Origin of the sequence: Amnibacterium setariae (assembly GCF_003581425.1) — a bacterium.
Lineage (GTDB): Bacteria > Actinomycetota > Actinomycetes > Actinomycetales > Microbacteriaceae > Amnibacterium > Amnibacterium setariae.
Genome location: NZ_QXTG01000002.1, coordinates 680,150 through 703,052, shown reverse-complemented (window position 1 = coordinate 703,052; position 22,903 = coordinate 680,150). Strand labels below are relative to the sequence as shown.

Genomic DNA, 22,903 nt, shown 5'->3' with positions numbered 1-22,903 from the left:
ACCGGAATCTGGGCAGAACCGATCAGCGGGAGGCGGGGCCTGCGATCCGCGGGGTGTGGAAGGTCGCGCCGAAGAGGCGCTCCGAGGCGCCGACCCGGTCCAGGTACGGCGTGATGCCGCCCGCCTGGAAGGGGTAGCCCGCGCCGAGGATCAGGCAGAGGTCGATGTCCTCCGGCGCCGCCACGACGCCGTCCTCGAGCATCCGGTGGATCTCGTCGGCGAGGCCGTCCTCGACCCGGCGGCGGAACTCCTCCGCCGTCATCGGGGTGGTCTGCTTCGGGAGCGACTTCTTCACGATCGCGAGGGCGCGCTTGTCGAAGCCCTTCACCTCGCCCTTGTCGTCCTTCTCCAGCAGCACGCCCGCGTCGGCGAGCGCGTGCAGGTTCGCGGAGTCGAAGAACCGGTCCGGGAAGGCGGCGTGGTGCGTGTCGAGCACGTGCGCGCCGACCTGCAGCCCGACGAGGTCGAGCAGCTCGAACGGCGTCATCGGCAGCCCGAACGGGTCGAGCGCGTGGTCGACGACCTCGAACGGGGTGCCCGTGTCGACGGCGTGCATGGCCTCGCCCAGCACCTTCGCGAGCACGCGGTTCACGACGAAGCCCGGGGCGTCCTTCGTGATGACCGCGTTCTTCTTCAGGTCCTTCGCGATCGACATCGCGGTGGCGAGCGAGGGGTCGTCCGTCCTCGACGCCTTCACGACCTCGATCAGCGGCATCACCGCGACCGGGTTGAAGAAGTGGAAGCCGACGAGCCGCTCGGGGTGCGCCAGGTCCGCGCCGATCGCGTCGACCGACAGCGACGACGTGTTCGTGGCGAGCACGGCCTCGGGGGAGAGGTGCGGCTCGACGTTCGCGAACACCTGCTTCTTGACGCCGAGGTCCTCGAAGACCGCCTCGATGACCCAGTCGCAGTCCGCGTAGTCGGCGAGGTCCGTCGTGCCGGTGATGGTCGCGCGGAGGCGGTTCGCCTCGTCCGGATTCACGCGCCCGCGCTCCGCGAGCTTCGCGATCTCCCCGTGGATGCGCGCGACGCCCGCGTCGACCCGCGCCTGGTCGAGGTCCGTGATGAGCACGGGCACCTTGAGCCGCCGGGCGAACAGGAGGGCGAACTGGCTCGCCATCAGGCCCGCGCCGATCACGCCGACCTTCGTCACCTTCTTCGCGAGCGACCGGTCGGGCGCCCCGGCGGGCCGCTTGGCGCGCCGCTGCACGAGGTCGAACGCGTAGAGGGAGGCGGCGGCCTGGTCGCCGGCGAGGAGGTCGGCGAGCGCCTCGTCCTCGGCCGCGAACCCCGCGAGCACGCCGGCCCGGTTCGTCGCCTTCTTCGCGCCGGCGAGCAGCTCGAGCGCGGCGTACGGCGACTTCGGGACGGTGCCGATCTTCGACTCGAGGCTCTTCCGCGCGATGCGGATCGCCACGTCCCACTTGACCGCGCGCTCGAGGCGCCCGGGCGCGTGCGGGCGCTCGACCTTCGTCCGCCCCGCGATCACGTCGGCGGCCCACGCCACGGACCGCTCGAGGAACACCGCGGACGGGAAGATCGCGTCGGCGATGCCGAGGTCGAACGCCTGCTGGGCGGTCAGCGTCCGGTTCTGCTTCAGCGGGTTCTCGACGATGACCTTGAGGGCCGCCTCGATGCCGATGAGGTTCGGGAGGATCGTGGACCCGCCCCAGCCGGGGACGATGCCGAGGAACACCTCGGGGAACGCGACCGCCGGCGCGCTCGCGTCGATCGTGCGGTAGTCGGCGTTCAGCGGCAGCTCCAGGCCGCCGCCGAGCGCGAGCCCGTTGATGAACACGAACGTCGGCACGGCGAACTCGCCGAGGCGGCCGAGGGCCCGGTGGCCGAGCCGCGCGAGCTCGAGCGCCGCGGCGCGGGAGGGGATCCGGCTCGCCTGGCTCAGGTCCGCGCCGGCGGCGAGGATGAACGGCTTGCCGGTGACGGCGAGGCCGGCGATCTCGCCGCGCGCCGCGCGCTCCTTCTGGGCGACGAGCACGGCCTCGAGCGCGAGGAGGCTCTTCGGCCCGAACGTGTTCGGCCGCGTGTGGTCGCGCCCGTTGTCGAGCGTGACGAGCACGAGCACGCCGCCGTCCGGCAGCGGCAGGTCGCGGGCGTAGGCCTCGGTCACGACCTCGTCCGCCGACAGGGCGACGAGGTCGACGGGCGCCTCCTGGACGTCGGTCACTTGCCGGCCCCCTTCGCGGCCTTCTTGGCCGCCTTGCGGTCGAAGTGCGGGTTCTCCCAGATGACGCTGCCGCCCTGCCCGAGCCCGATGCACATGGCGGTGAGGCCGTAGCGGACCTCGGGGTGCTGCTCGAACTGGCGGGCGAGCTGGATCATCAGCCGCACGCCGGAGGAGGCGAGCGGGTGCCCGAAGGCGATCGCGCCGCCCCACGGGTTGACGCGCGGGTCCTCGTCGTCGATGCCGAAGTGGTCGAGCAGGCTCAGCACCTGCACCGCGTAGGCCTCGTTCAGCTCGAACAGGCCGATGTCGTCGATCGTGAGCCCGGCCTTGACGAGCGCCTTCTCGGTGCTCGGCACGGGGCCGATGCCCATGATCTCGGGCTCCACGCCCGCGAACGCGAAGCTGACGAGCTTCATCTTCACGGGCAGCCCGAGCGCGTTCGCGGCCTCCTCGCTCGCGATGAGGGAGGCGGTCGCGCCGTCGTTGAGACCGGAGGCGTTGCCGGCGGTCACGTTGCCGTGCGGGCGGAACGGGGTCCGGAGCGCCGCGAGGCCCTCCATCGTCGTCTCGGGCCGCATCAGCTCGTCCCGGACGGCGAGGCCCCAGCCCTCGGGGCCGCGGGTCGCGACCGGCACGAGGTCGGGCTGGATGTTCCCGTCCTCGTAGGCCTTGGCGGCCTTGTGCTGCGAGCGCATCGCGAACCGGTCGGAGCGCTCCTTCGTCAGCTGCGGGAAGCGGTCGTGGATGCGCTCCGCGGTGCGGCCCATGACGAGGGCGTCGGAGCCGACGAGGCGCTCGCTGACGAACCGCGGGTTCGGGTCGGCGTCGAAGCCCATCGGGTGGTGGCCCATGTGCTCGACGCCGCCGGCGATCGCGACGTCGTAGGCGCCGAACGCGATGGCGCCGGCGACCGTGGTGACGCTCGTCATCGCGCCCGCGCACATGCGGTCGATCGCGTAGCCGGGCACGGTCCGGGGGAGGCCCGCCAGCAGCGCCGTGGTGCGGCCGAGGGTGAGGCCCTGGTCGCCCTGCTGCGTGGTCGCGGCGATCGCGACGTCGTCCACCCGGTCCTTCGGCAGCTGCGGGTTGCGGTCGAGGAGCCCGACCATCGCCTTCACGACGAGGTCGTCCGCCCGCGTCCCCCAGTACATGCCCTTCTCGCCGGCCCGGCCGAACGGGGTCCGCACCCCGTCGACGAACACGACCTCGCTGCGCTCCGTCACGCTGTTCGCACTCCTCGCGTCTCCGACCCGGGAAACGGGCCTGGAGGATCCTGCCGTCCGGCCGCGGCGCGGCCGAATCGGCTGCAGGACACCTACGAGGGCGATCCTGCGGGATCCGGGACCTCTTGTGCGGCTGCCACAAAGGCTTCGCCGATCGCTTGTGCCGTCGCCACGATCTGCCAGGGCCTGGCGCCGTGCGCGGCGAGCGCGTCGCCGATCGAGCGCGCGTCGAACGACTCCGGCGGCTCCCACGCGGTGCGCCGCAGCGCCTCGGGCGGGAGGAGGTTCTCGGCCGGCAGCGACATGGTCTCGGCGATGGCCGCGACCGCCGGGCGCGCGGCCTTCAGCCGCCGATCCGCCTCCGGGTTGCGGTCCGCCCATGCCCGGGGCGGCGGCAGCGCCTCCGACGGCACGCGCGTCGCGGGCAGGTCGGCGCTCGCGAGCCCGGCCTCCACGGCGGACCACCAGCGGTCGATCTCCGACCGGCTCGCGCGGCCGCTGAAGCTGCGCATCGCGGCGAGCTCCCGCTTGCTGGCGGGCGGCGTCTTCGACGCGGCGACGAGCGACGCGTCCGGCACGAGGCGACCCGGGGCCGAGTCGATCTCGCGCGCGTAGGCGTCCCGCGCCTGCCAGAGCGCGCGGGCGACCGCGAGGTTCCGGGCCCCGCGCACGGTGTGCAGCCCGGAGAGGCGGCGCCAGGGCTCGGCGGGAGCGGGCCGCGCCTCCTTCGTGCGGACCGCCTCGAACTCCTGCTCGGCGATCTCGGCCTTGCCGGCCGCCGCGAGCAGCTCCTCCTCCGCGTCGCGGACGTCGAGCAGCAGCTCGACGTCGAGCGCGGCGTAGACGAGCCAGGGCGTGGGCAGCGGCCGCGTCGACCAGTCGGCGGCGGAGTGCTCCTTGGCGAGGTGGAGGCCGAGGAGGCGCTCGACGACCGCGCCGAGACCGACCCGCTCGAAGCCGAGGAGCCGCGCGCCGAGCTCCGTGTCGAAGATCCGCTCCGGCTCGAGGCCGACCTCGCGGAGGCAGGGGAGGTCCTGGCTCGCCGCGTGCAGCACCCACTCGGCGTCGCGCATCGCGTCGGCGAGCTCGGACAGGTCGTCGAACGCGATCGGGTCGAGCAGCACCGTGCCGGAGCCGCGGCGGAAGAGCTGGATCAGGTAGGCGCGCTGCGAATAGCGGAAGCCGCTGGCGCGCTCCGCATCGACGGCGATGGGACCGGTCCCGGCGGCGATGCGGCGCACGGCGTCCGCGTAGCCTTCGGGGTCGTCGACGACCCGGACCGGCTCGGCCGGCTTCGCGTCCGGCAGCGTGGGCCCCTCGGCGGCGTCAGTCACGCCCTGCTCGTCGTGCGGACAGCACACTCACTCCCTCTGCCGCCGGCGGGAGGCCGGCGAGCATGCACAGCAACTCGCCCCACCCTTCCACATGCTTGCCGAGGTCGAGGTCGGTCGGCGTCCAGGAGGCGCGCAGCTCGACCTTCGCGCCGGTGCCCTGGTCGGCCAGCTCGCCGAAGCCGGAGGAGACGATCGTGGTGGCCGTGCCGGACGCGGCCGTGTACTCGGCGCCGCGCACCTCGAGCGCGTCGGTGAGCCACGACCAGGTCACCTCCGCGAGGAACGGGTCGGTGCCGATGTCGGTCTCGAGCGGCGCCTGCGCGAAGCAGACCACGCGGAAGTCGCCGTCCCACGCCTCCTGACCCGCGGGGTCGTGGAGGAGGATGAAGCGGCCGGTGCCGAGCTCGGAGTCCTCGCCGTGGATCCGTTGGCGGACGTCGCCCGCGAGGGCGAGCGAGAACGGCGCGACGCGGGTGGGCGAGGGGATCTCGGTCACGACGAGGTCGTTCCGGAGCCGCGCGCCCGCGACGGAGGCCCGCGCCTGCTCGAACGGCGCCGACGTTCCGCTCGGTCCGGGCACGGGGGGAGTGTACGACGGCCCTCCCGCGAGGCCCGTCGGCACGCGGCGCACGGCCGGACTCCGCACCAATACGATGCGCTGACGGGTCCGGAGGCGGGAGGGGCGATGGCGGCACGCGTCGACCCCGCCCGCGGGGTCGCGGCGGCGGCGGTGCTCGCCGCGGGCGCGCTCGTCACCGGGGCGCTCACCGCCAGGACGGCGCGCCGCATGGCGTCGCCGAGGAAGCAGCGCGCGACCGCGGTGCTCGGCGTGGACCTCGCCGGGGGCACGATCCGGTTCGCGCCGACCCGGGACGCGCTGCTGCCCGGCCGGTACAGCTTCTGGTTCGCGGAGGGCCGCGGGCACGCGCGGGTCGGCGCGGTGCTCGGCGTCGACGACGACGGGGTGCTGCGCGAGCTGCTCGGCGTGGACGCGGGCGACCTCACCGAGGCGCGGGAGGGCCGCTTCAACGGGTGGATGTGGCTGAGCCCGGAGTCGTTCGGCGTCCCGTACCGCTCGGAGCGCGTGCAGACGACGCAGGGCGCCGTGCCCGCCTGGGTGGTCCCCGGCGGCGACGGCTCGCGCTGGGCGGTGCTCGTGCACGGCCGGTCCTCGGTCCGGCAGGAGGCGCTCCGCGCCGTGCCGGCGCTGCTCGCCGCGGGGCGGACGGTGCTCGTGCCCGCCTACCGCGGCGACGGCGAGGCGCCGGTCGGCGACTCGGCCCGGTACGCGGTGACCGACGCGGAGTGGGTCGACGTCGAGTCGGCCATCCTCCACGCGCTCGAAGCCGGCGCGAACGAGGTGCTGCTCGTCGGCTGGTCCTCCGGGGCCTCGATCGTGCTCGCGACGGCGCAGCGCTCGCGGGTGCGGGAGGTGATCACGGGCGTCGTGCTCGACTCGCCGGTGCTCGACGGCGCCCGCGCGCTGCTCGCCCGCGGGGAGGGCGTGCCCGAGCCGGTCGCCCGCGGCGCCCTCTCGCTGCTCACCGGTCCGATGGGCCGGCTGCTCGGCGCGGACGGGCTCGACGTGCGGCCGGGGGAGGCCGCGGACCCGGCGGACCTGGCCGTGCCGGTGCTCGTGCTGCAGAGCGAGGACGACGGCGTCGCGCCGCCCGAGGTCGCGCACCGGTTCGCGGCCGCCCGGCCCGACCTCGTGCGGCTCGTGCCGTTCGTCGGCGCCCGGCACACCCGGCTCTGGAACCTCGACCCCGACCGGTGGGAGGGGGCGCTCGCCGCCTGGCTCGACGGGGACCGGCCCCGCCTCGAGCGGCTCAGCGCTCCGGAGCCCGCCAGCGCGCGTACAGCCGATCCGTCTCGTCGTGCAGCAGGCCGACGAGCGACCAGGCCCCGCCCAGCGCTCTGAGCGACGGACCGCCGCCCGCGAGCAGCGGCGCCGAGGTCAGGTCGAGCTCGTCGACGACCCCCGCGGTGACCAGCCGGCCCGCGAGCTCCGCCCCGCCCTCGCAGACGACCCGGTGCAGCCCCTCCGAGGCGAGCGCCTCGACGAGCAGCGCCGGCGTCGTGCTCGGGTCGCCGTTCACGGCGAGCACCCTGCCGCGGTCGCCGAGGCGGTCCCGCAGCGCGGGCGCCACCCGGTGCGGGCACACCACGAGCGCGCGACGTCCGTCGGCGGACGGCTCCGGGAGGATCGCGGGGTCGAGGTCGCCCCGCCGCGTCGCGACGGCGAGGGCCGCGGTCCGCGGCATGCCGAGGCGCTCTGCACGCAGCGTGCCCGCGCCCACGAGCACGACGTCGGCGCTGCGCCGCAGCACGGCGAGCAGCAGCCGGTCGATCCCGCCGGTCAGCCCGTCCGAGGTGCCGTCGGAGGCGGTCGTCTGCCCGCCGAGCGCGGTCACCAGGTTCACCCGGACCCACGCGTCGCCCTCCAGGCCGTACCGCTCGTCGAGCCAGGCGCGCAGCGCCTCGCGGTCGAGGTCGACCCGCTCGGTCGGCGCCGGGAGGAGCGCGTCGACGACGGGCACGCCTACGCCTCGCGCAGCTGACGCTTGATGCGGGCGAGCATGCCGCTCATCCCGCGCAGGCGCAGCGGCGACACCGCGGCGGTCAGCCCCAGGGTGTCGGGGAAGTCGTCCGGCACCGCGAGCGCCTCCTCGCGGCTGAGGCCTTCGAGCCCGTGCGCGAGCACGGAGGCGAACCCGCGCGTCGTCGGCGCCTCCGCCGGCGCCGTCGCGTGCACGTGCACGCCGTCGTCCGCGACCTCCGCCTTCACGAAGACGGGCGCCTGGCACTCCGGCACGCGCTCGAGCAGCTCCGGCGCGTCCCCGTACCGCTCCGGGAGCGGCGGCAGGTCGTCGGCGAACTCGAGCAGCAGCAGGAGCCGGTCGCGGGGCTCGACGGCGAGGAACTCCTCGCGGATGGCCTCGAGGCCTGCGGGGGTGCTCACGCCCGAGACGGTACCCCGCCCGGCTGCTCGCCCCTGACGATCGGGACCCGCACGGAGCTGCCCCACTCGGTCCACGAGCCGTCGTAGTTGCGCACCTTCTCGTAGCCGAGCAGGTGGGTCAGCACGAACCAGGTGTGGCTGGAGCGCTCGCCGATCCGGCAGTAGGCGATCACGTCGTCGCCCGGAGCGAGCCCCGCGCCGTCCTGGTAGATCGCCTCGAGGTCGGCGCGGCCCTTGAACGTGCCGTCCTCGGCCGCCGCCTTCGCCCACGGCACGTTCTGCGCCGTCGGGATGTGGCCGGCGCGCAGCGCGGACTCCTCCGGGTACTCGGGCGCGGTCGTGCGCTCGCCGCTGTACTCGAGGGGGCTGCGCACGTCGATGAGCGGCGAGCCGAAGTGCTCGAGCACGTCCTCGCGGAAGGCGCGCACGCCGCTGTCGTCGCGCTCGACGACCGGGTAGTCCGTGGCGGGGCGCTCGGTCGCGTCGCGGGTGAGCGGGCGCTCCTCCGCGATCCACTTCGCCCGGCCGCCGTCGAGGAGGCGCACGTCGCGGTGGCCGAAGAGCGTGAAGACCCAGAGCGCGTAGGCGGCCCACCAGTTGCTCTTGTCGCCGTAGACGACCAGCGTGTCGTCGCGGCCGATGCCGAGCCGGCCGAAGAGCGCGGCGAACGACTCGCCGTCGACGTAGTCGCGGGTCACCGGGTCGTTGAGGTCCGTGTGCCAGTCGACCTTGACCGCGCCGGGGATGTGGCCGGTCTCGTACAGCAGCACGTCCTCGTCGGACTCGATGACGACGAGGCCCTCGTCGCCGAGGTGCTCGGCCAGCCAGTCGGTCGACACGAGCCGTTCCGGGTGGGCGTACTCCGCGAAGCGCGCGCCGTCGTCGTCTGCCATGGGTCCTCCTCGTGCTCGCCGGCCGCTCGGGACGCCGGCGCTACGCTGCCTGCGCCGTGGAAGCGGCACGTCCCGACCCTATGCACGAGGAGTGACGACCGTGCCGCGAGCCCGCTTCTGTGACGCCGCATGGCGCTCGTGACCGCCCACCGGCGCCTCGCGGACCTCGTGCCGCAGGTCGACCCCGCCCGGATGGCCGCCTCGCTGGTGCCGCCGCGGCAGTTCGCGGAGGCGCGCCTCGAGAACTACCGGCCCGATCCGGAGCACCCGTCGCAGGCGGAGGCCGTGGAGTCGGTCCGCGTCTTCGCGGCCGGCTGGGGCCCCCGGACCGGCGGCCTGTTCCGCCGCGGGCCGAAGCCGCCCGAGCGGCCCGGCCTCTACCTCGACGGCGGGTTCGGCGTCGGCAAGACGCACCTGCTCGCGGCGCTCTGGCACCTGGCGCCCGGCCGCAAGTACTTCGGCACCTTCATCGAGTACACGGCTCTCGTCGGCGCGCTCGGCTACGCGGAGGCGGTGCGCCTGCTGTCCGGCGCGACCCTCATCGCGATCGACGAGTTCGAGCTGGACGACCCGGGCGACACGATGCTCATGTCGCGGCTGCTCGGCGAGCTCGTGCAGGGCGGCACCCGGATCGGCGCGACCTCGAACACGCCGCCGAACGCCCTGGGGGAGGGGCGCTTCGCCGCCGCGGACTTCCTCCGCGAGATCCAGGGGCTCTCCGACCGGTTCACCACCGTCCGCATCGGCGGGCTCGACTACCGGCGCCGCGACGCCGCCGAGTCCGCGCTCGTCGCCGGGGACGACGCCGTCCTGGCCCTGTCGGAGGAGCCGGGCACCACGGTCGACGAGTTCGGCGCGCTCGTCGAGCACCTCTCCTCCGTGCACCCCGCGCGCTACGTCGGCCTCGTCGACGGGCTGCGCACCGCGGGGCTGCTCGACGTGGCGCCGCTGCCCGGGCAGACGGAGGCGCTGCGCTTCGTCGCGCTCGTCGACCGCCTCTACGACGCGCAGGTGCGCATCGTCGCGGGCGGGACGCCGCTCGACCGGGTGTTCGGCGAGGACATGCTCGCCGGCGGCTACCGGAAGAAGTACCTGCGGGCGATCTCGCGCCTCGTGGCGATGACGCACGCGGGCGCCGCCTGACCTCGAGGGCCGTTCAGGGCGCCTCCGGAGGGCGCCGTAACACGACGTTCACACCGGGGCCCATTTCGTAACCGGCGGGAAACACGGCGCGTCGGGCGGTGAAACGTCGACCCTCCACACTCTGATCGGCTTCCCGTGCATGCGCGGAACAGGTTCGGCCGGCACACCGCGGAACGGGCACGGGAACCTCCCTCCCGCACGCACAGAGAGGTCCCCGGCTCTCCTATGGAGCAACTCACCACCAACTTGAACTCGCTGTGGCTGATGGTCGCCGCAGCCCTCGTCCTGCTGATGACGCCCGGTGTGGCGTTCTTCTACGGCGGCATGGTCAAGGCGAAGAGCGTCATCAGCATGATGATGATGAGCTTCGGCGCCATCGCCCTCGTCGCCGTCCTCTGGGTGCTGTACGGCTACTCGTTCTCGTTCACCTCGGGCAGCGACTGGGTCATCCCGCACGTGATCGGCAACCCGTTCACGAACTTCCTGATGATCCCGCAGCTGACCGCGTCGGACGGCGGCCCGGACCTGAACGCGCTCGCGTTCGCCGGCTTCCAGGCGACCTTCGCGATCATCACCGTCGCGCTGATCTCCGGCGCCATCGCGGACCGCGCCAAGTTCGGCGCGTGGATGGTCTTCGCGGGCGTCTGGGTCACGCTCGTCTACTTCCCCGTCGCGAGCTGGGTGTTCAACTTCACCCTCGGCAAGGACGGCACCACGACGGACGGCGGCTGGATCGTCCACCTGCTCGGCGTGAACGACTTCGCGGGCGGCACCGCGGTGCACATCAACGCCGGCGCCGCGGGCCTCGCGCTCGCCATCGTGCTCGGCCGCCGCGTCGGCTTCGCGAAGGGCATGGTCAAGCCGCACAACGTGCCGCTGACGCTGCTCGGCGCCGCGCTGCTGTGGTTCGGCTGGTTCGGCTTCAACGCCGGCTCCGAGGCCGCCGTGGACGGCATCGCCGCCCTCGCCTGGATCAACACGCTCGCGGCGCCCGCCGCGGCCACGCTCGGCTGGCTGATCGTGGAGAAGCTGAAGGACGGCAAGCCGACCTCGATCGGCGCCGCCTCCGGCGCGGTCGCGGGCCTCGTCGCGATCACCCCCGCGTGCAACATCCTGGCGCCGGGCTGGGGCATGGTCCTCGGCCTCGTCACCGGTGCGGTCTGCGCCCTGGCGATCGACCTGAAGTGGCGCCTCGGCTTCGACGACTCGCTCGACGTCGTGGGCATCCACTTCGTCGGCGGCTGGATCGGCACGCTGTTCATCGGCCTCTTCGGCAACGGCCGCGGCCTGTTCTTCGGCTTCGGCCCGGCCTCGCTCGGCCAGCAGTTCGTGGGCGCCGCCGCGGTGACCGTGTTCTCGTTCTTCAGCGCCGCCGCGATCGGCTGGATCATCCAGAAGACGATCGGCTTCCGCGTGAACAGCGAGGACGAGGTCGCCGGCGTCGACACCACGGTGCACGGCGAGGAGAGCTACGTGTTCGAGGACGCGGAGATCGTCCGCAGCTGACGCTCCGCCTCCGCACGAGGGCCCGCTCCGCACCCGCGGAGCGGGCCTTCCGCGTCCCCGGGCGCGTGGTCTCGAGGCTCGCTCCGCTCGCACCTCGACCAGCGGGGGAGGGAGACCGGCGAGCGTCGAGATCACCGCCCCGGAACGGGAGAAGGCCCTGCTCCACGGGAGCAGGGCCTTCGTGCGGTGGGCGATGCCAGACTCGAACTGACGACCTCTTCGGTGTGAACGAAGCGCGCTACCAACTGCGCCAATCGCCCGCGGCGTCCCATCCTGCCACAGCCGCAGCGCCGACTCGAAAGCTGCGGGGCGACGTGCCCGGGGCGTGTCGCCGGTTCGCACCACGTCCCGGGATCGGCTACAGTCGTGGACGCCCCGCGAGGGGCGATGCGGATGTGGCGCAGTGGTAGCGCATCACCTTGCCAAGGTGAGGGTCGCGAGTTCGAATCTCGTCATCCGCTCGGTGGGACCAGCCGGACCCCGGCGGGCCGAACGGTCCACCCACGACGGTGGGGTGGCCGAGAGGCGAGGCAACGGCCTGCAAAGCCGTGTACGCGGGTTCGAATCCCGTCCCCACCTCGACGAGGCTCCGCCTCGCTCGGGCGATTGGCGCAGTGGTAGCGCGCTTCCCTGACACGGAAGAGGTCACTGGTTCGAACCCAGTATCGCCCACGAGAAGAAGCCCTGGTCGCCCGGGGCTTCTCGCATGTCCGGGCCCGTTCGGCCCGACCCGTCTTCCGCGCCGCTCGGCGCGTCGAGGACGCGGGCGGCGACCGGATCGTGTTGCGTTGCCGTGCCGGCACGCGCAGCCCGACCTCGACCCGGACGTCGGACGCCCCGGCGGCGGAGGAGGAGTCCGTGACGGAGATCGCCCTGGCGGGCGCCGACCTCGATCTCGTCGAGCTGCACCTCGCCGTGGGAGGTCCGGCCCTCGCCGCCGGGCTCGCCGCGGTGCTGCAGGACGCGGAACGCACCCCGGTCGCCGAGCTCGCAGCCGACGGCGCGGTGACCGCGCTGCGGCCGATCGCGCCGCGGCCCGACCTCCCGACGGACGGCGTGCTGCCGCTCGCGGATCCCGCGCTGCGCGGGGCGTCCTCCGCGGTGGTCTTCGACGCGCTGCCCTCCCGGTCTCAGATCGCCGTCGCGGACGGCCTGCCCGGCGACGCGGTCGCCTGGATCGCGCTGACCGGCCGCGACCGCACGGCGCCCGCGGCCGGGCCGCTGCTCGGCGCCGTGCGCGCGGCCGCGACCGCCTGGGCCGAGCGGACCGGCCGGAGGGCGCTCGTCGCGGCGCTGCCGTGGTCGCTCGCCGCGCGGACCGCGCGCCTGCCGCTGCCTCCGGAGCTCGACGGCGCCGACGCGATCGCGCGCTGGCTCACGGGCGTCCTCGGCGCCGCGGAGGTCGTGGTGCTCGGCGAGAGCGAGGAGCACCGCGTGCTCGCCTCGCTCGAGGCGGACGCGGCGGGGGCCGCCCGCGCCCTGCTGCCGGCCGAGGTCCTGCCGTTCCACCGCGGCACCGCCGCCGGCGGCGCGGTCGTGCTGTTCACGGGGCTCTCCGGCGCGGGCAAGTCCACGATCGCCCGCGCCGTCGCCGCACGGCTGCTCGAGCAGGGCGACCTCGTCAGCGTCCTCGACGGCGACGAGGTGCGGCAGGTGCTGTCCGCCGGTCTCGGCTTCGACGCCGAGGACCGCGCGCGCAACGTCGCCCGCATCGCCTGGGTCGCGGCCGAGATCGCACGCGTCGGCGGCACGGCGATCGCGGCGCCCATCGCGCCGTTCGCCGCGGGCCGGGCGCAGGCGCGGCGCCGGGCGGAGGCGGCGGGCGCCCGCTTCCTGCTGGTCCACGTCGCCACGCCGCTGGCGGTCTGCGAGGCGCGCGACCGGAAGGGGCTCTACGCCGCCGCCCGCGAGGGCCGCCTGCCGGACTTCACGGGCGTGTCCTCGCCGTACGAGGCGCCCCTCGACGCCGACGTGACCGTGGACGCGGCCGTCGCCGCGGTCGACGAGGCCGCGGACGCGGTGGTCGCCGCCCTCGCGGCGGTGCGCCGATGACCGGCGGGCGCTACACCCTCTCGACGCTGCGCGCGCTCGAGGCGGAGAGCATCGGCGTCCTCCGCGAGGTCGCGGCGGAGGCGCGGCGGCCCTGCCTGCTCTTCTCCGGGGGCAAGGACTCGATCGTCCTCTCCCACCTCGCGCGGAAGGCGTTCGCGCCCGGCTCGGTCCCGTTCCCCCTGCTGCACGTCGACACCGGCCGCAACTTCCCGGAGGTGCTCGCCTTCCGCGACCGGTGGGTCGCGGCGAACGGGCTCCGCCTCGTGGTGGCGTCCGTGCCGGAGGCGATCGAGCGCGGGCTCGTGCACGACGAGCCGGGCGGGTCCCGGAACCGGATCCAGACGCCCGTGCTGCTCGCCGCCGCCGCGGAGCACGGCTTCGACGCGCTGTTCGGGGGAGCGCGCCGGGACGAGGAGAAGTCGCGCGCGAAGGAGCGGATCGTCTCCTTCCGGGACGAGTTCGGCCAGTGGGACCCGAAGGACCAGCGGCCGGAGCTCTGGTCGCTCTTCAACACCCGGGTCCGGCCGGGGGAGTCCCTCCGCGTCTTCCCGCTCTCGAACTGGACCGAGCTCGACGTCTGGCGCTACATCGCCGCCGAGGGGATCGCGGTGCCGCCGCTCTACTTCGCGGCGGAGCGCGAGGTGGTGGAGCGCGACGGCATGCTGTGGGCCGTCGGCGCGTCCGTCCCGCTCCGAGATGGCGAGACCAGCGGCACGCGGTCGGTCCGCTACCGCACGATGGGGGACGCCGACATCACCGCGGCCGTCGAGTCGCGGGCCCGCGACGTCGCCGAGGTCGTGGCCGAGCTCGAGACCGCGCGGGTGACCGAGCGCGGCGCGACGCGGGGCGACGACCGCGGCAGCGAGACCGCCATGGAGGACCGGAAGCGGGAGGGCTACTTCTGATGCCGGACCTCGTGCGCGTCACGACCGCGGGCAGCGTCGACGACGGGAAGAGCACCCTCGTGGGGCGCCTGCTCCACGACTCCCGGTCCCTGCTCGACGACCAGCTCGCCACCGTCGAGCGGATCAGCCGCGAGCGCGGCGACGACCGCGTGGACCTCGCGCTGCTGACGGACGGCCTGCGGGCCGAGCGCGAGCAGGGCATCACGATCGACGTCGCGTACCGCTCGTTCTCGACGCCCGAGCGGCGGTTCCTGCTCGCCGACGCGCCCGGGCACGTGCAGTACACGCGGAACGCGGTCACCGCCGCGTCGACCGCCGACGTCGCGCTGATCCTCGTCGACGCCCGGCGCGGCGTGACGGAGCAGACCCGCCGCCACGCCTTCCTCGCGAGCCTGCTCGGGGTGCCGCACCTCGTGCTCGTCGTCAACAAGATGGACCTCGTCGGCTGGAGCCGCGACGTCTTCGAGGCGGTGCGGCACGAGTTCGCGGACTTCGCCGCCCGCCTCCGGGTGCACGACCTGGCCTTCATCCCCGTCTCCGCCCTGCACGGGGACGGCGTCGTCGAGCGGGGCGAGCACCTCGGCTGGTACGACGGCGGCACCCTCCTCGGGCACCTCGAGCGCCTCCACGTCGCGTCCGACCGCAACCTGGTCGACCTGCGGTTCCCCGTGCAGACCGTGATCCGGCCGCAGCCCGGCGGCTCCGCGTCGCGGGGCCTCGCCGGCACGGTCGCGTCGGGCGTGCTCCGCCCGAGGGACCGGGTCGCGGTGCTGCCGAGCGGCTTCGAGACGACGGTCGCCGCGATCGAGGGGCCGGAGGGGCCCGTCGAGGAGGCGTACCCGCCGATGGCGGTCGTGGTGCGGCTGGCGGACGAGCTCGACGTCGGGCGCGGCGACCTGGTCTGCCGCCCGGGCAACGCGCCGACCGCGACGCAGGACCTCGACGCGCAGGTCTGCTGGCTCGACGCGGGCTCCTCGCTGACCGAGGGCCGCGTGTACGCCCTGAAGCACACGACCCGGTGGGTGCGCGCGAAGGCGGTGGAGGTGGCGTACCGGCTCGACGTCGAGACGCTCCACCGCGATCCCGGCGCCTCCGCGCTCGCGATGAACGACATCGGGCGGGTGCGCCTCCGGACCACGTCCCCGCTGTTCGTCGACCCCTACCAGGAGAACCGCACGACGGGATCGTTCATCCTGGTGGACGAGGCGACGAATCGGACGGTGGGCGCGGGGCTCCTGACCGGTTCGCACGGCACCTGATGCCGTGAGGGGAGGAGCCATGGCCGAGCGCATCCCGGACGACGTCACCGGCCCGATCCGCGTCCGTCGGGCGATCGAGGAGGAGGCCGACGAGGGCCTGCTGCTCGCGGAGTACGCGACGCGCATGCGGGTGAAGAACCGGATCATCGTCGACACGGTGACCGCGCAGGGCTCGATCGACCCGGAGGCGTGGGCGGACGAGGTGCGCCTCGTCCTCGGCGGCCTGCGGCTCGAGGCGGAGGTGTCCGCGCGCCGGATGGAGCAGGAGGGCTCGGTCGCCCGCGCGACGGGCGGCAGCGCCGTGCACGAGCACGACTACCGCGCGCCCGACGCCGACAACCTCGACCGGCGGCGCCGGGTCTACCGCCTCGTCGCGCGGCGGCTCCTGAGCTGGGAGAACGACCCCGGGCAGGTCGCCGCCCTGCTCGAGGCCGCCAGGGCGGACGCGCAGGAGGAGGTCGACGCCGCGCTCACCCGCGCCATGACCGGCGACCCGATCGCGCAGGTCGAGGACGAGGACCGGCTGCGGGAGCGCCTGCGGCTCATCGCGACCGTCGACCTGCCGGCCCTCGAGGCCGCGGTCCGCGGCGACGCGGTGCCGATCGCGGTGCCCGTGACACCGCGCCGGCGCTCGCGGTGGCGCCGCCTGCTCGACCGCCTCCGCTGACCCGTCACGCGCCCCGCCCCCGCTGGTCGAGGTGCGAGCGCCGCGAGCCTCGAGACCACCGCCTCGAAGTTGCTCCGGATTCGTGCCGCTCCGGCGCCGGTGAAGCGGCAGGAATCCGGAGCAAGTCGGTCCGTTTCCACCGCATTCGTCCGATGCCACCGCATCAGGACACGCTGTTCCGCTCAACGGAAAAGCCCTGGCCCGAGCGGGTATGCGGTGTCGGTGCCGCGTGGTCGAATACGGGCGTGAACCGGAACGCGGAGGCCCTGCTGGAGCAGGTCGACGCGTACGTCCGCGGGTTCGATCGCGTGTCCGAGAGCGGCCGCTTCGACGACGCGTCGTCAGACGGTCCGGTGCGGCTGCTGTCCGATCGGGAGCTGCTGGAAGCGACCGCCGCGGCGAGCCGCGCGATCCGGCTCCTGGCGGCGGAGCGGACGAAGCTCGCGGGCGAGATCGCGCGGCGCAGCGTGATCCGCGACGAGTCGAACCTCGCAAGAACCATGGGTGCCGCGAGCCCCGCCGCGCTGCTCGCTCAGGTCGCGGGCGTCCCGCGCGAGGAGGCCGGCACGATCACGGCCCTCGCGACAGCGGTCCGTCCGCGCGAGGCGATCGACGGGACGCCGCTGCCCGCCAAGCGGGCGCACGTCGCGGCAGCACTGAACGGCGGCTGCCTCGACGTGTCGGTCGCGGCCGCGCTCGTGCGGTCGTTGAAGAAGGTCGAGAACGGCCTGACCCAGCTCGAGCTGGAGGGGCTGGAGCGGCAGCTGGTCGAGCGCACGCAGGAGGGGTACACCGCCGATGAACTCCTCGAGCACTTCCGCCTCGTGCCCGCCTACGCGCACCCGGAAGGGAACGGCCCGAAAGATGGCGAGCTCGCGGGTCAGGCGACCGTGTCGAAGCGCAAGCTCGACAACGGTCTCACCCGGTGGGTGCTCGACCTCGACCCGCTGACAGCGGGCTTCTTCGAGACCGCCCTCGACGCCAACACGTCGCAGCGGCGGTTCCAGCTCGTCCTTGACGATGCTCCGAAGCTCGACGACAAGGACCTCCGTCCGTTGAACAAGAGGCGGGTCGACGGGGTGCAGCGGATCGCGAAGAAGGTCCTCAAGATCGACGACGGACACGTCGCCGGCACCGCGGTGACCATGCTCGTGACCATCAGCGAGGAGGCACTGCGCACCGGCGTCGGCCACGCGCTGCTGCCGGGCTGCATGGAGACCATCTCGGCCGCCACCGCGCGGATGCTCGCGGCTGAGGCGGAGATCATTCCGATCGTGCTCGGCGGTGACAGCCAGCCCCTCGACCTCGGGACCGCACGTCGGTTCTTCTCCGAGGCCCAGCGCCGCGCGATGGCCGTCCGCGATCAGGGCTGCGCGGGCCCGAACTGCGACGCCCCGCTCTCCTGGTGCGACGCCGCCCACATCGATCCTGCCGGGTACGGATCGACCTCGATCGAGAACGGGATCCTGCTCTGCTGGCGGTGCCACCGATTGCACGACGAGCACGGATGGCAGGTGACCCGGGAGGACGGGCGATGGTGGTGGACCCCACCGCCCCATGTCGATCCACGCGGCAGGCGCAGGCCGGGCGGGCCTGTGCCACCGGTGAACCTGTCGGCCTGACCGAGCTCGATCCTGCGGGGTGGCCTCGCGGCTCGCTGCGCTCGCACCTCGACCAGCGGGGAGCACGGTGGTTGAGCCGGGCGCTCCGCGCCCGTGCCGAAACCACCTCGCGGGCGGGGCGATTCCGACCGGCAGGGCGGGCGTTCGGAGGGGTCTGCGGGTGGACCGTAGGCTGAGAGCCCGTCCGATCCTCAGGAGGAACGCCGCCGTGAGCGCCACCGATCCCACCGTCCCGCAGCCCGGCGAAGGCGTGCAGGTGACGACGGGGCGCACGCTCTTCGGCGAGGACCGCGAGGTCGTCGCCGCCCGCGTCGACGGCGCGCTCTGGGACCTCGACCGCCCGATCCCGGCGGGCGCGCACGCCGAGCCGGTGACGATCGGGTCGCCCGACGGCCTGTCGATCCTCCGGCACTCGACCGCGCACGTGCTCGCGCAGGCGGTGCAGCGGATCAACCCGGAGGCACGGCTCGGCATCGGCCCGCCCGTCACCGACGGCTTCTACTACGACTTCGACGTCGCCTCGCCCTTCACCCCGGAGGACCTCAAGGCCCTCTCGAAGGAGATGGAGCGCATCCAGCGCGCCGGCCAGCGCTTCGAGCGCCGCGTCGTCACCGAGGAGGAGGCGCGCGAGCTGTTCGCCGCCGAGCCCTACAAGCTCGAGCTCATCGGGCTGAAGGGCGGCGCCGCGGAGTCCTCCGACGAGGCCGTCGAGGTCGGCGCCGGGGACCTCACCGTGTACGCGAACGTCGACCGGCAGACCGGCGAGGTGATCTGGCAGGACCTCTGCCGCGGCCCGCACCTGCCGAACACCGGCGTCATCAAGAACGGCTGGGCGCTCACCCGCGTCGCCGCCGCCTACTGGCGCGGCTCCGAGAAGAACCCGCAGCTGCAGCGCATCTACGGCACCGCGTGGCCGTCGAAGGACGAGCTGCGCGAGTACCAGCACCGCGTGGAGGAGGCCGCCAAGCGCGACCACCGCAAGCTCGGCGCGGAGCTCGACCTGTTCAGCTTCCCGGACGAGATCGGCTCCGGCCTCGCCGTCTTCCACCCCAAGGGCGGCGTCATCCGCCGGCAGATGGAGGACTACTCCCGCGAGCGCCACGAGGTCGGCGGGTACTCGTTCGTGTGGTCGCCGCACATCACGAAGGCGAACCTCTTCCAGACCTCCGGCCACCTCCAGTGGTTCGCCGACGGGATGTTCCCGCCGATGCACCTCGACGAGGAGGTCAACGCGGAGGGCGACGTCACCCGGCAGGGCCAGGACTACTACCTGAAGCCCATGAACTGCCCGATGCACAACCTGATCTACCGCTCGCGCGGGCGCAGCTACCGCGAGCTGCCGCTGCGGCTCTTCGAGTTCGGCTCGGTGTACCGCTACGAGAAGTCGGGCACCCTCGCCGGCCTCACCCGCGTGCGCGGCATGACGCAGGACGACGCGCACCTCTACGTCGCGCAGGACCAGGTGAAGGAGGAGCTCACCCGCACCCTGAACTTCGTCTTCGACCTGCTGCGCGACTACGGACTCGACGACTTCTACCTCGAGCTCTCCACCCGCGACGACAGCCCCAAGTTCGCCGGCAACGACGAGATCTGGGAGACCGCGACCGCGACGCTCGCGGAGGTCGCGGCCGAGACGGGCCTCGAGCTCGTGCCCGACCCGGGCGGCGCCGCGTTCTACGGCCCGAAGATCTCCGTCCAGGCGCGCGACGCGATCGGGCGGACGTGGCAGCTGTCGACCGTGCAGCTCGACTTCGACCAGCCGAACCGGTTCGGCCTCGAGTACACGGCGGCGGACGGCACGAAGCAGCGGCCGGTCATGATCCACCGGGCGCTGTTCGGGTCCGTCGAGCGCTTCTTCGCGATCCTGCTCGAGCACTACGCGGGCGCGTTCCCCGTCTGGCTGTCGCCGGTCCAGGTCGTCGGCATCCCCGTCGCCGACGAGTACGCGGACTACCTGTCGGGCGTGCTGGACCGCCTCCGCGCCGCGGGCGTGCGCGTCGAGCTCGACGCGTCCGACGACCGGATGCAGAAGAAGATCCGCACGCACACGCTCGAGCACGTGCCGTTCCTGCTCATCGCGGGGGAGAAGGACCGGGACGCGGGCGCGATCAGCTTCCGCTTCCGCGACGGCACCACCCGCAACGGCGTGCCCGTCGAGGAGGCGATCGGCCTCATCACCGGCGCGATCGCGCAGAAGCTGCAGGTCGGCACCGCCGACGACCTCGAGCCCGCGGGCGGCGCGGGCGCGGCGGCAGCGGGCGCGGTGTGACCGACGCGCCGGAGGCCGTCGACGCCGCGGTCGGGATCCCGGACGCCTATCAGCGCCTGTGGGTCCCGCACCGCATGGCCTACATCTCGTCGAACCACACGGGCCCGAACGCGGGCTCGTCACCGGACGGGTCCTGCCCGTTCTGCGAGGCGCCGAAGCGCACCGACGAGGAGGCGCTGATCGTCCACCGGGGCGAGCACGCCTACGTGCTGCTCAACCTGTTCCCGTACAACTCCGGCCACCTGCTCGTGTGCCCGTACCGGCACGTGCCGCTGTACGACGAGGCGACGCCGGAGGAGACGACGGAGATCGCCGAGCTGACGCAGACCGCGATGCGCGTGCTGCGCGAGGACTCCCGCTGCGACGGCTTCAACATCGGCATGAACCAGGGCGTCATCGCGGGCGCCGGCGTCGCCGCGCACCTCCACCAGCACGTCGTGCCGCGCTGGGCGGCGGACGCGAACTTCTTCCCGATCATCGGGTCGACGAAGGCGCTGCCGGTGCTGCTCGGCGACACCTGGCGCTCCCTCCACGACGCCTGGCCCGCCTGACGCCCCGATCGCGTGCACCGGCGCGTCGCAGGAAGGCGCGCGAGCCGCGGGCGGTTGCACCCCGCAGTACGCTTGAAGTTCGACTTCGACCGCTGATCAGGAACCCGAGATGACCGACACCCTCGCCCCGTCCACCGCCTCCGGCAGCGCCGACTCCTCCGGGCCCGGCACCGGCACCGCCCGCGTCAAGCGCGGCCTCGCCGAGATGCTCAAGGGCGGCGTGATCATGGACGTCGTCACCGTCGAGCAGGCGAAGATCGCCGAGGACGCCGGCGCCGTCGCCGTGATGGCGCTCGAGCGCGTCCCCGCAGACATCCGTGCGCAGGGCGGCGTCGCCCGCATGAGCGACCCGGACCTCATCGCCGGCATCGTCGACGCCGTCTCGATCCCGGTGATGGCGAAGGCCCGCATCGGCCACTTCGTCGAGGCGCAGGTGCTGCAGCACCTCGGCGTCGACTACATCGACGAGTCCGAGGTGCTCTCGCCCGCCGACTACGTCAACCACATCGACAAGTGGAAGTTCACCGCGCCGTTCGTCTGCGGGGCCACCAACCTCGGCGAGGCGCTCCGCCGCATCACCGAGGGCGCGGCGATGATCCGCTCGAAGGGCGAGGCCGGCACCGGCGACGTCTCCGAGGCGACGAAGCACATCCGCACCATCAAGGGCGAGATCAACGCCCTCAAGGCGAAGAGCCCCGACGAGCTGTACGTCGCGGCCAAGGAGCTGCAGGCCCCGTACGAGCTGGTCGCGGAGGTCGCGCGCCTCGGCAAGCTCCCCGTCGTGCTCTTCACCGCCGGCGGCGTCGCGACGCCCGCCGACGCGGCGATGATGATGCAGCTCGGCGCGGACGGCGTGTTCGTCGGCTCCGGCATCTTCAAGTCCGGCGACCCGGCGAAGCGCGCCGCCGCGATCGTGAAGGCCACCACCTTCTTCGACGACCCGGAGGAGATCGCGAACGCGTCCCGCGGGCTCGGCGAGGCGATGGTCGGCATCAACGTCGCCGACGTGCCCGCGCCGCACCGCCTCGCCGACCGCGGTTGGTGACGCCGAAGGTCGGGGTCCTCGCCCTCCAGGGCGACTTCCGGGAGCACCTCGCGGTGCTCGCCGGGCTCGGGGCGGAGGCCGTGCCGGTCCGGCGCGCCCGCGAGCTGGAGCAGGTGCAGGGCCTCGTCATCCCCGGCGGGGAGTCGACGGTCATGGACAAGCTCTCGCGCGCCTTCGGGCTGCGCGAGCCGCTCCGCGAGCGGATCGCGGACGGGATGCCGGTCTACGGCACCTGCGCCGGGCTCATCATGCTGAGCGACCGCGTGCTCGACGCGCTGCCGGACCAGCAGACGCTCGGCGGCCTCGACGTGACGGTGCGCCGGAACGCGTTCGGCAACCAGCTCGACTCGTTCGAGACAGATCTGGACGTCGACCTGCTCGACGGGCCGCCCGTGCACGCCGCCTTCATCCGCGCGCCGATCGTCGAGGCCGTCGGGCCCGGCGCCGAGACCGTCGCCGCGCTCGAGGACGGCCGGGTCGTCGCGGTGCGGCAGGGCAACCTGCTCGGCACCTCCTTCCACCCGGAGATCACGGGGGAGACCCGCTTCCACGAGCACTTCCTGTCGCTGCTGTAGGAGCAGGAGCGATCTCGAGGCTCGCTGCGCTCGCACCTCGACCGGCGGGAGCGGCGGCGCGAGCGGGCGCCTCGGATCCGGGTCCGGGGACACTGGGGCGGTGAAGCTCTACTCGGACTTCGGCGGGCGCCGGGTGTACCAGGTGCTCGGGGACGTCGTCGCGGTCGCGGTGCTCGTGGCCGGGATCGTCGTCGCGGTGGCGATCCACGACGCGATCGCGGCGTTCACCGGGATCGGCAGGGACGTCGCGCGGTCCGGGAACGACTTCTCCTCGACCATGCGCGACATCGGCGACCGCCTTTCCGGCGTGCCCCTGATCGGCGGCGGCATCAGCGCCCCGTTCGGCAGCGCCAGCGACGCGGGCGGCACGCTCGCCCGGGCCGGCACGGACTGGCAGGAGGGGGTCGAGCGCCTCGCGACGCTGGTCGGCTGGACGGTCGCCGCCCTCGTCGTGCTCGTGGTGCTCGTCGGCTGGGTGCGGCCGCGGCTGGTCGGCGCCGTCCGGCGGGCGGCCGTCGCCCGGCTCGCGTCGTCCTCGCCGTCGCTCGACCTGCTCGCCCTCCGCGCGCTCGTCACCCGCCCCGCGCGGGTCGTCGCCCGGGTGGACGAGGACGTCGTCGGAGCCTGGCGCCGGGGCGACCAGGAGGTCGTCCGGCGCCTCGCCGCCCTCGAGCTGAAGGCCTCCGGGGTCCGCCTGCCGGAAGCGTGATCG

At 73.8% G+C, this 22,903-nt stretch carries 20 protein-coding genes and 4 tRNA genes; 16 read left to right on the top strand and 8 right to left on the bottom strand.

Annotated elements, in window-relative coordinates:
- Nucleotides 1-22: 22 nt before the first annotated feature.
- From D1781_RS11320 to D1781_RS11305, 4 genes are all read right to left on the bottom strand, one after another.
- Nucleotides 23-2,185, bottom strand: coding sequence for a 3-hydroxyacyl-CoA dehydrogenase NAD-binding domain-containing protein (locus D1781_RS11320; RefSeq protein WP_119482380.1), 2,163 nt, complete (start codon nucleotides 2,183-2,185; stop codon nucleotides 23-25).
- On the bottom strand, nucleotides 2,182-3,408 hold the full coding sequence (locus D1781_RS11315) for a thiolase family protein (protein ID WP_119482379.1): 1,227 nt from the start codon (nucleotides 3,406-3,408) through the stop codon (nucleotides 2,182-2,184). The genes D1781_RS11320 and D1781_RS11315 overlap by 4 nt, the downstream gene beginning before the upstream one ends.
- A gap of 92 nt (nucleotides 3,409-3,500) precedes the next feature.
- Nucleotides 3,501-4,742, bottom strand: coding sequence for an HRDC domain-containing protein (locus D1781_RS11310; RefSeq protein WP_119482378.1), 1,242 nt, complete (start codon nucleotides 4,740-4,742; stop codon nucleotides 3,501-3,503).
- The gene (locus D1781_RS11305) at nucleotides 4,735-5,322 is read right to left on the bottom strand and encodes a DUF3000 domain-containing protein (protein ID WP_119483221.1); all 588 of its coding nucleotides are present in this window, start codon (nucleotides 5,320-5,322) and stop codon (nucleotides 4,735-4,737) included. The genes D1781_RS11310 and D1781_RS11305 overlap by 8 nt, the downstream gene beginning before the upstream one ends.
- 105 nt (nucleotides 5,323-5,427) lie before the next feature.
- Between D1781_RS11305 and D1781_RS11300 the strand changes: the two genes are divergently transcribed.
- The gene (locus D1781_RS11300) at nucleotides 5,428-6,663 is read left to right on the top strand and encodes an alpha/beta hydrolase (RefSeq protein ID WP_119482377.1); all 1,236 of its coding nucleotides are present in this window, start codon (nucleotides 5,428-5,430) and stop codon (nucleotides 6,661-6,663) included.
- On the opposite strand, the gene D1781_RS11295 is transcribed toward D1781_RS11300, so the two are convergent.
- From D1781_RS11295 to D1781_RS11285, 3 genes are read right to left on the bottom strand one after another with little or no spacing between them, the layout of a single operon-like run.
- Nucleotides 6,572-7,282 carry a dihydrofolate reductase family protein gene (locus D1781_RS11295; RefSeq protein ID WP_119482376.1) on the bottom strand — a complete coding sequence of 237 codons (711 nt, stop codon included), beginning with the start codon at nucleotides 7,280-7,282 and terminating at the stop codon, nucleotides 6,572-6,574. The genes D1781_RS11300 and D1781_RS11295 overlap by 92 nt on opposite strands.
- A 2-nt stretch (nucleotides 7,283-7,284) precedes the next feature.
- Entirely contained in the window at nucleotides 7,285-7,704 is a 420-nt protein-coding gene (locus tag D1781_RS11290) for a SufE family protein (protein WP_119482375.1), read from the bottom strand.
- Nucleotides 7,701-8,597, bottom strand: a complete 897-nt coding sequence (locus D1781_RS11285; RefSeq protein ID WP_119482374.1) for a sulfurtransferase — start codon at nucleotides 8,595-8,597, stop codon at nucleotides 7,701-7,703. Before D1781_RS11285 ends, D1781_RS11290 begins: the two co-directional genes overlap by 4 nt.
- Before the next feature lie 129 nt (nucleotides 8,598-8,726).
- Here D1781_RS11285 and zapE point away from each other — a divergent pair, with 129 nt between their 5' ends.
- Together zapE and D1781_RS11275 are read left to right on the top strand one after the other, a co-directional pair.
- Entirely contained in the window at nucleotides 8,727-9,740 is a 1,014-nt protein-coding gene (gene zapE / locus D1781_RS11280) for a cell division protein ZapE (RefSeq protein ID WP_119482373.1), read from the top strand.
- A gap of 225 nt (nucleotides 9,741-9,965) precedes the next feature.
- The gene (locus D1781_RS11275) at nucleotides 9,966-11,246 is read left to right on the top strand and encodes an ammonium transporter (protein WP_233551286.1); all 1,281 of its coding nucleotides are present in this window, start codon (nucleotides 9,966-9,968) and stop codon (nucleotides 11,244-11,246) included.
- A 187-nt stretch (nucleotides 11,247-11,433) separates the two neighbouring features.
- On the opposite strand, the gene D1781_RS11270 is transcribed toward D1781_RS11275, so the two are convergent.
- Nucleotides 11,434-11,506, bottom strand: a tRNA-Val gene (locus D1781_RS11270).
- Nucleotides 11,507-11,635: 129 nt separating this feature from the next.
- Here D1781_RS11270 and D1781_RS11265 point away from each other — a divergent pair.
- The 13 genes from D1781_RS11265 (at nucleotide 11,636) to D1781_RS11205 (ending at nucleotide 22,900) form a co-directional block, all read left to right on the top strand.
- Nucleotides 11,636-11,707: transfer RNA gene (locus D1781_RS11265), tRNA-Gly, on the top strand.
- A gap of 47 nt (nucleotides 11,708-11,754) precedes the next feature.
- Nucleotides 11,755-11,825, top strand: a tRNA-Cys gene (locus D1781_RS11260).
- A 21-nt stretch (nucleotides 11,826-11,846) separates the two neighbouring features.
- Nucleotides 11,847-11,918 (top strand) — tRNA-Val (locus D1781_RS11255).
- A gap of 186 nt (nucleotides 11,919-12,104) precedes the next feature.
- The gene (cysC, locus tag D1781_RS17780) at nucleotides 12,105-13,298 is read left to right on the top strand and encodes an adenylyl-sulfate kinase (RefSeq protein ID WP_199706565.1); all 1,194 of its coding nucleotides are present in this window, start codon (nucleotides 12,105-12,107) and stop codon (nucleotides 13,296-13,298) included.
- Nucleotides 13,295-14,203 (top strand): sulfate adenylyltransferase subunit CysD, encoded by a 909-nt coding sequence (gene cysD / locus D1781_RS11245; protein WP_119482371.1) that lies wholly within the window; start codon nucleotides 13,295-13,297, stop codon nucleotides 14,201-14,203. The genes cysC and cysD overlap by 4 nt, the downstream gene beginning before the upstream one ends.
- Nucleotides 14,203-15,462, top strand: coding sequence for a sulfate adenylyltransferase subunit 1 (locus D1781_RS11240; RefSeq protein WP_119482370.1), 1,260 nt, complete (start codon nucleotides 14,203-14,205; stop codon nucleotides 15,460-15,462). The genes cysD and D1781_RS11240 overlap by 1 nt, the downstream gene beginning before the upstream one ends.
- Before the next feature lie 19 nt (nucleotides 15,463-15,481).
- Complete coding sequence (locus D1781_RS11235; RefSeq protein ID WP_119482369.1) at nucleotides 15,482-16,129, top strand: hypothetical protein; 648 nt, start codon at nucleotides 15,482-15,484, stop codon at nucleotides 16,127-16,129.
- A gap of 245 nt (nucleotides 16,130-16,374) precedes the next feature.
- Nucleotides 16,375-17,751 (top strand): HNH endonuclease signature motif containing protein, encoded by a 1,377-nt coding sequence (locus tag D1781_RS11230; RefSeq protein ID WP_158590075.1) that lies wholly within the window; start codon nucleotides 16,375-16,377, stop codon nucleotides 17,749-17,751.
- 256 nt (nucleotides 17,752-18,007) lie between these two features.
- Nucleotides 18,008-20,020 (top strand): threonine--tRNA ligase, encoded by a 2,013-nt coding sequence (gene thrS / locus D1781_RS11225; protein WP_119483217.1) that lies wholly within the window; start codon nucleotides 18,008-18,010, stop codon nucleotides 20,018-20,020.
- Entirely contained in the window at nucleotides 20,017-20,571 is a 555-nt protein-coding gene (locus D1781_RS11220) for an HIT family protein (RefSeq protein ID WP_233551284.1), read from the top strand. The genes thrS and D1781_RS11220 overlap by 4 nt, the downstream gene beginning before the upstream one ends.
- A gap of 109 nt (nucleotides 20,572-20,680) precedes the next feature.
- Nucleotides 20,681-21,616 carry a pyridoxal 5'-phosphate synthase lyase subunit PdxS gene (gene pdxS, locus D1781_RS11215; protein WP_119482367.1) on the top strand — a complete coding sequence of 312 codons (936 nt, stop codon included), beginning with the start codon at nucleotides 20,681-20,683 and terminating at the stop codon, nucleotides 21,614-21,616.
- Entirely contained in the window at nucleotides 21,613-22,191 is a 579-nt protein-coding gene (gene pdxT / locus D1781_RS11210; RefSeq protein ID WP_325048822.1) for a pyridoxal 5'-phosphate synthase glutaminase subunit PdxT, read from the top strand. The genes pdxS and pdxT overlap by 4 nt, the downstream gene beginning before the upstream one ends.
- A gap of 100 nt (nucleotides 22,192-22,291) precedes the next feature.
- Nucleotides 22,292-22,900, top strand: a complete 609-nt coding sequence (locus D1781_RS11205; protein WP_119482365.1) for a hypothetical protein — start codon at nucleotides 22,292-22,294, stop codon at nucleotides 22,898-22,900.
- Nucleotides 22,901-22,903: the final 3 nt, after the last annotated feature.

Excerpts from the sequence above, each read along its gene's own strand:
- D1781_RS11300 (WP_119482377.1), top strand. The coding sequence starts at position 5,428 with ATGGCGGCACGCGTCGACCCCGCCCGCGGGGTCGCGGCGGCGGCGGTG.
- D1781_RS11285 (WP_119482374.1), bottom strand. The coding sequence starts at position 8,597 with ATGGCAGACGACGACGGCGCGCGCTTCGCGGAGTACGCCCACCCGGAA.
- zapE (WP_119482373.1), top strand. The coding sequence starts at position 8,727 with ATGGCGCTCGTGACCGCCCACCGGCGCCTCGCGGACCTCGTGCCGCAG.
- D1781_RS11275 (WP_233551286.1), top strand. The coding sequence starts at position 9,966 with ATGGAGCAACTCACCACCAACTTGAACTCGCTGTGGCTGATGGTCGCC.
- cysD (WP_119482371.1), top strand. The coding sequence starts at position 13,295 with ATGACCGGCGGGCGCTACACCCTCTCGACGCTGCGCGCGCTCGAGGCG.
- D1781_RS11240 (WP_119482370.1), top strand. The coding sequence starts at position 14,203 with ATGCCGGACCTCGTGCGCGTCACGACCGCGGGCAGCGTCGACGACGGG.
- D1781_RS11235 (WP_119482369.1), top strand. The coding sequence starts at position 15,482 with ATGGCCGAGCGCATCCCGGACGACGTCACCGGCCCGATCCGCGTCCGT.
- pdxS (WP_119482367.1), top strand. The coding sequence starts at position 20,681 with ATGACCGACACCCTCGCCCCGTCCACCGCCTCCGGCAGCGCCGACTCC.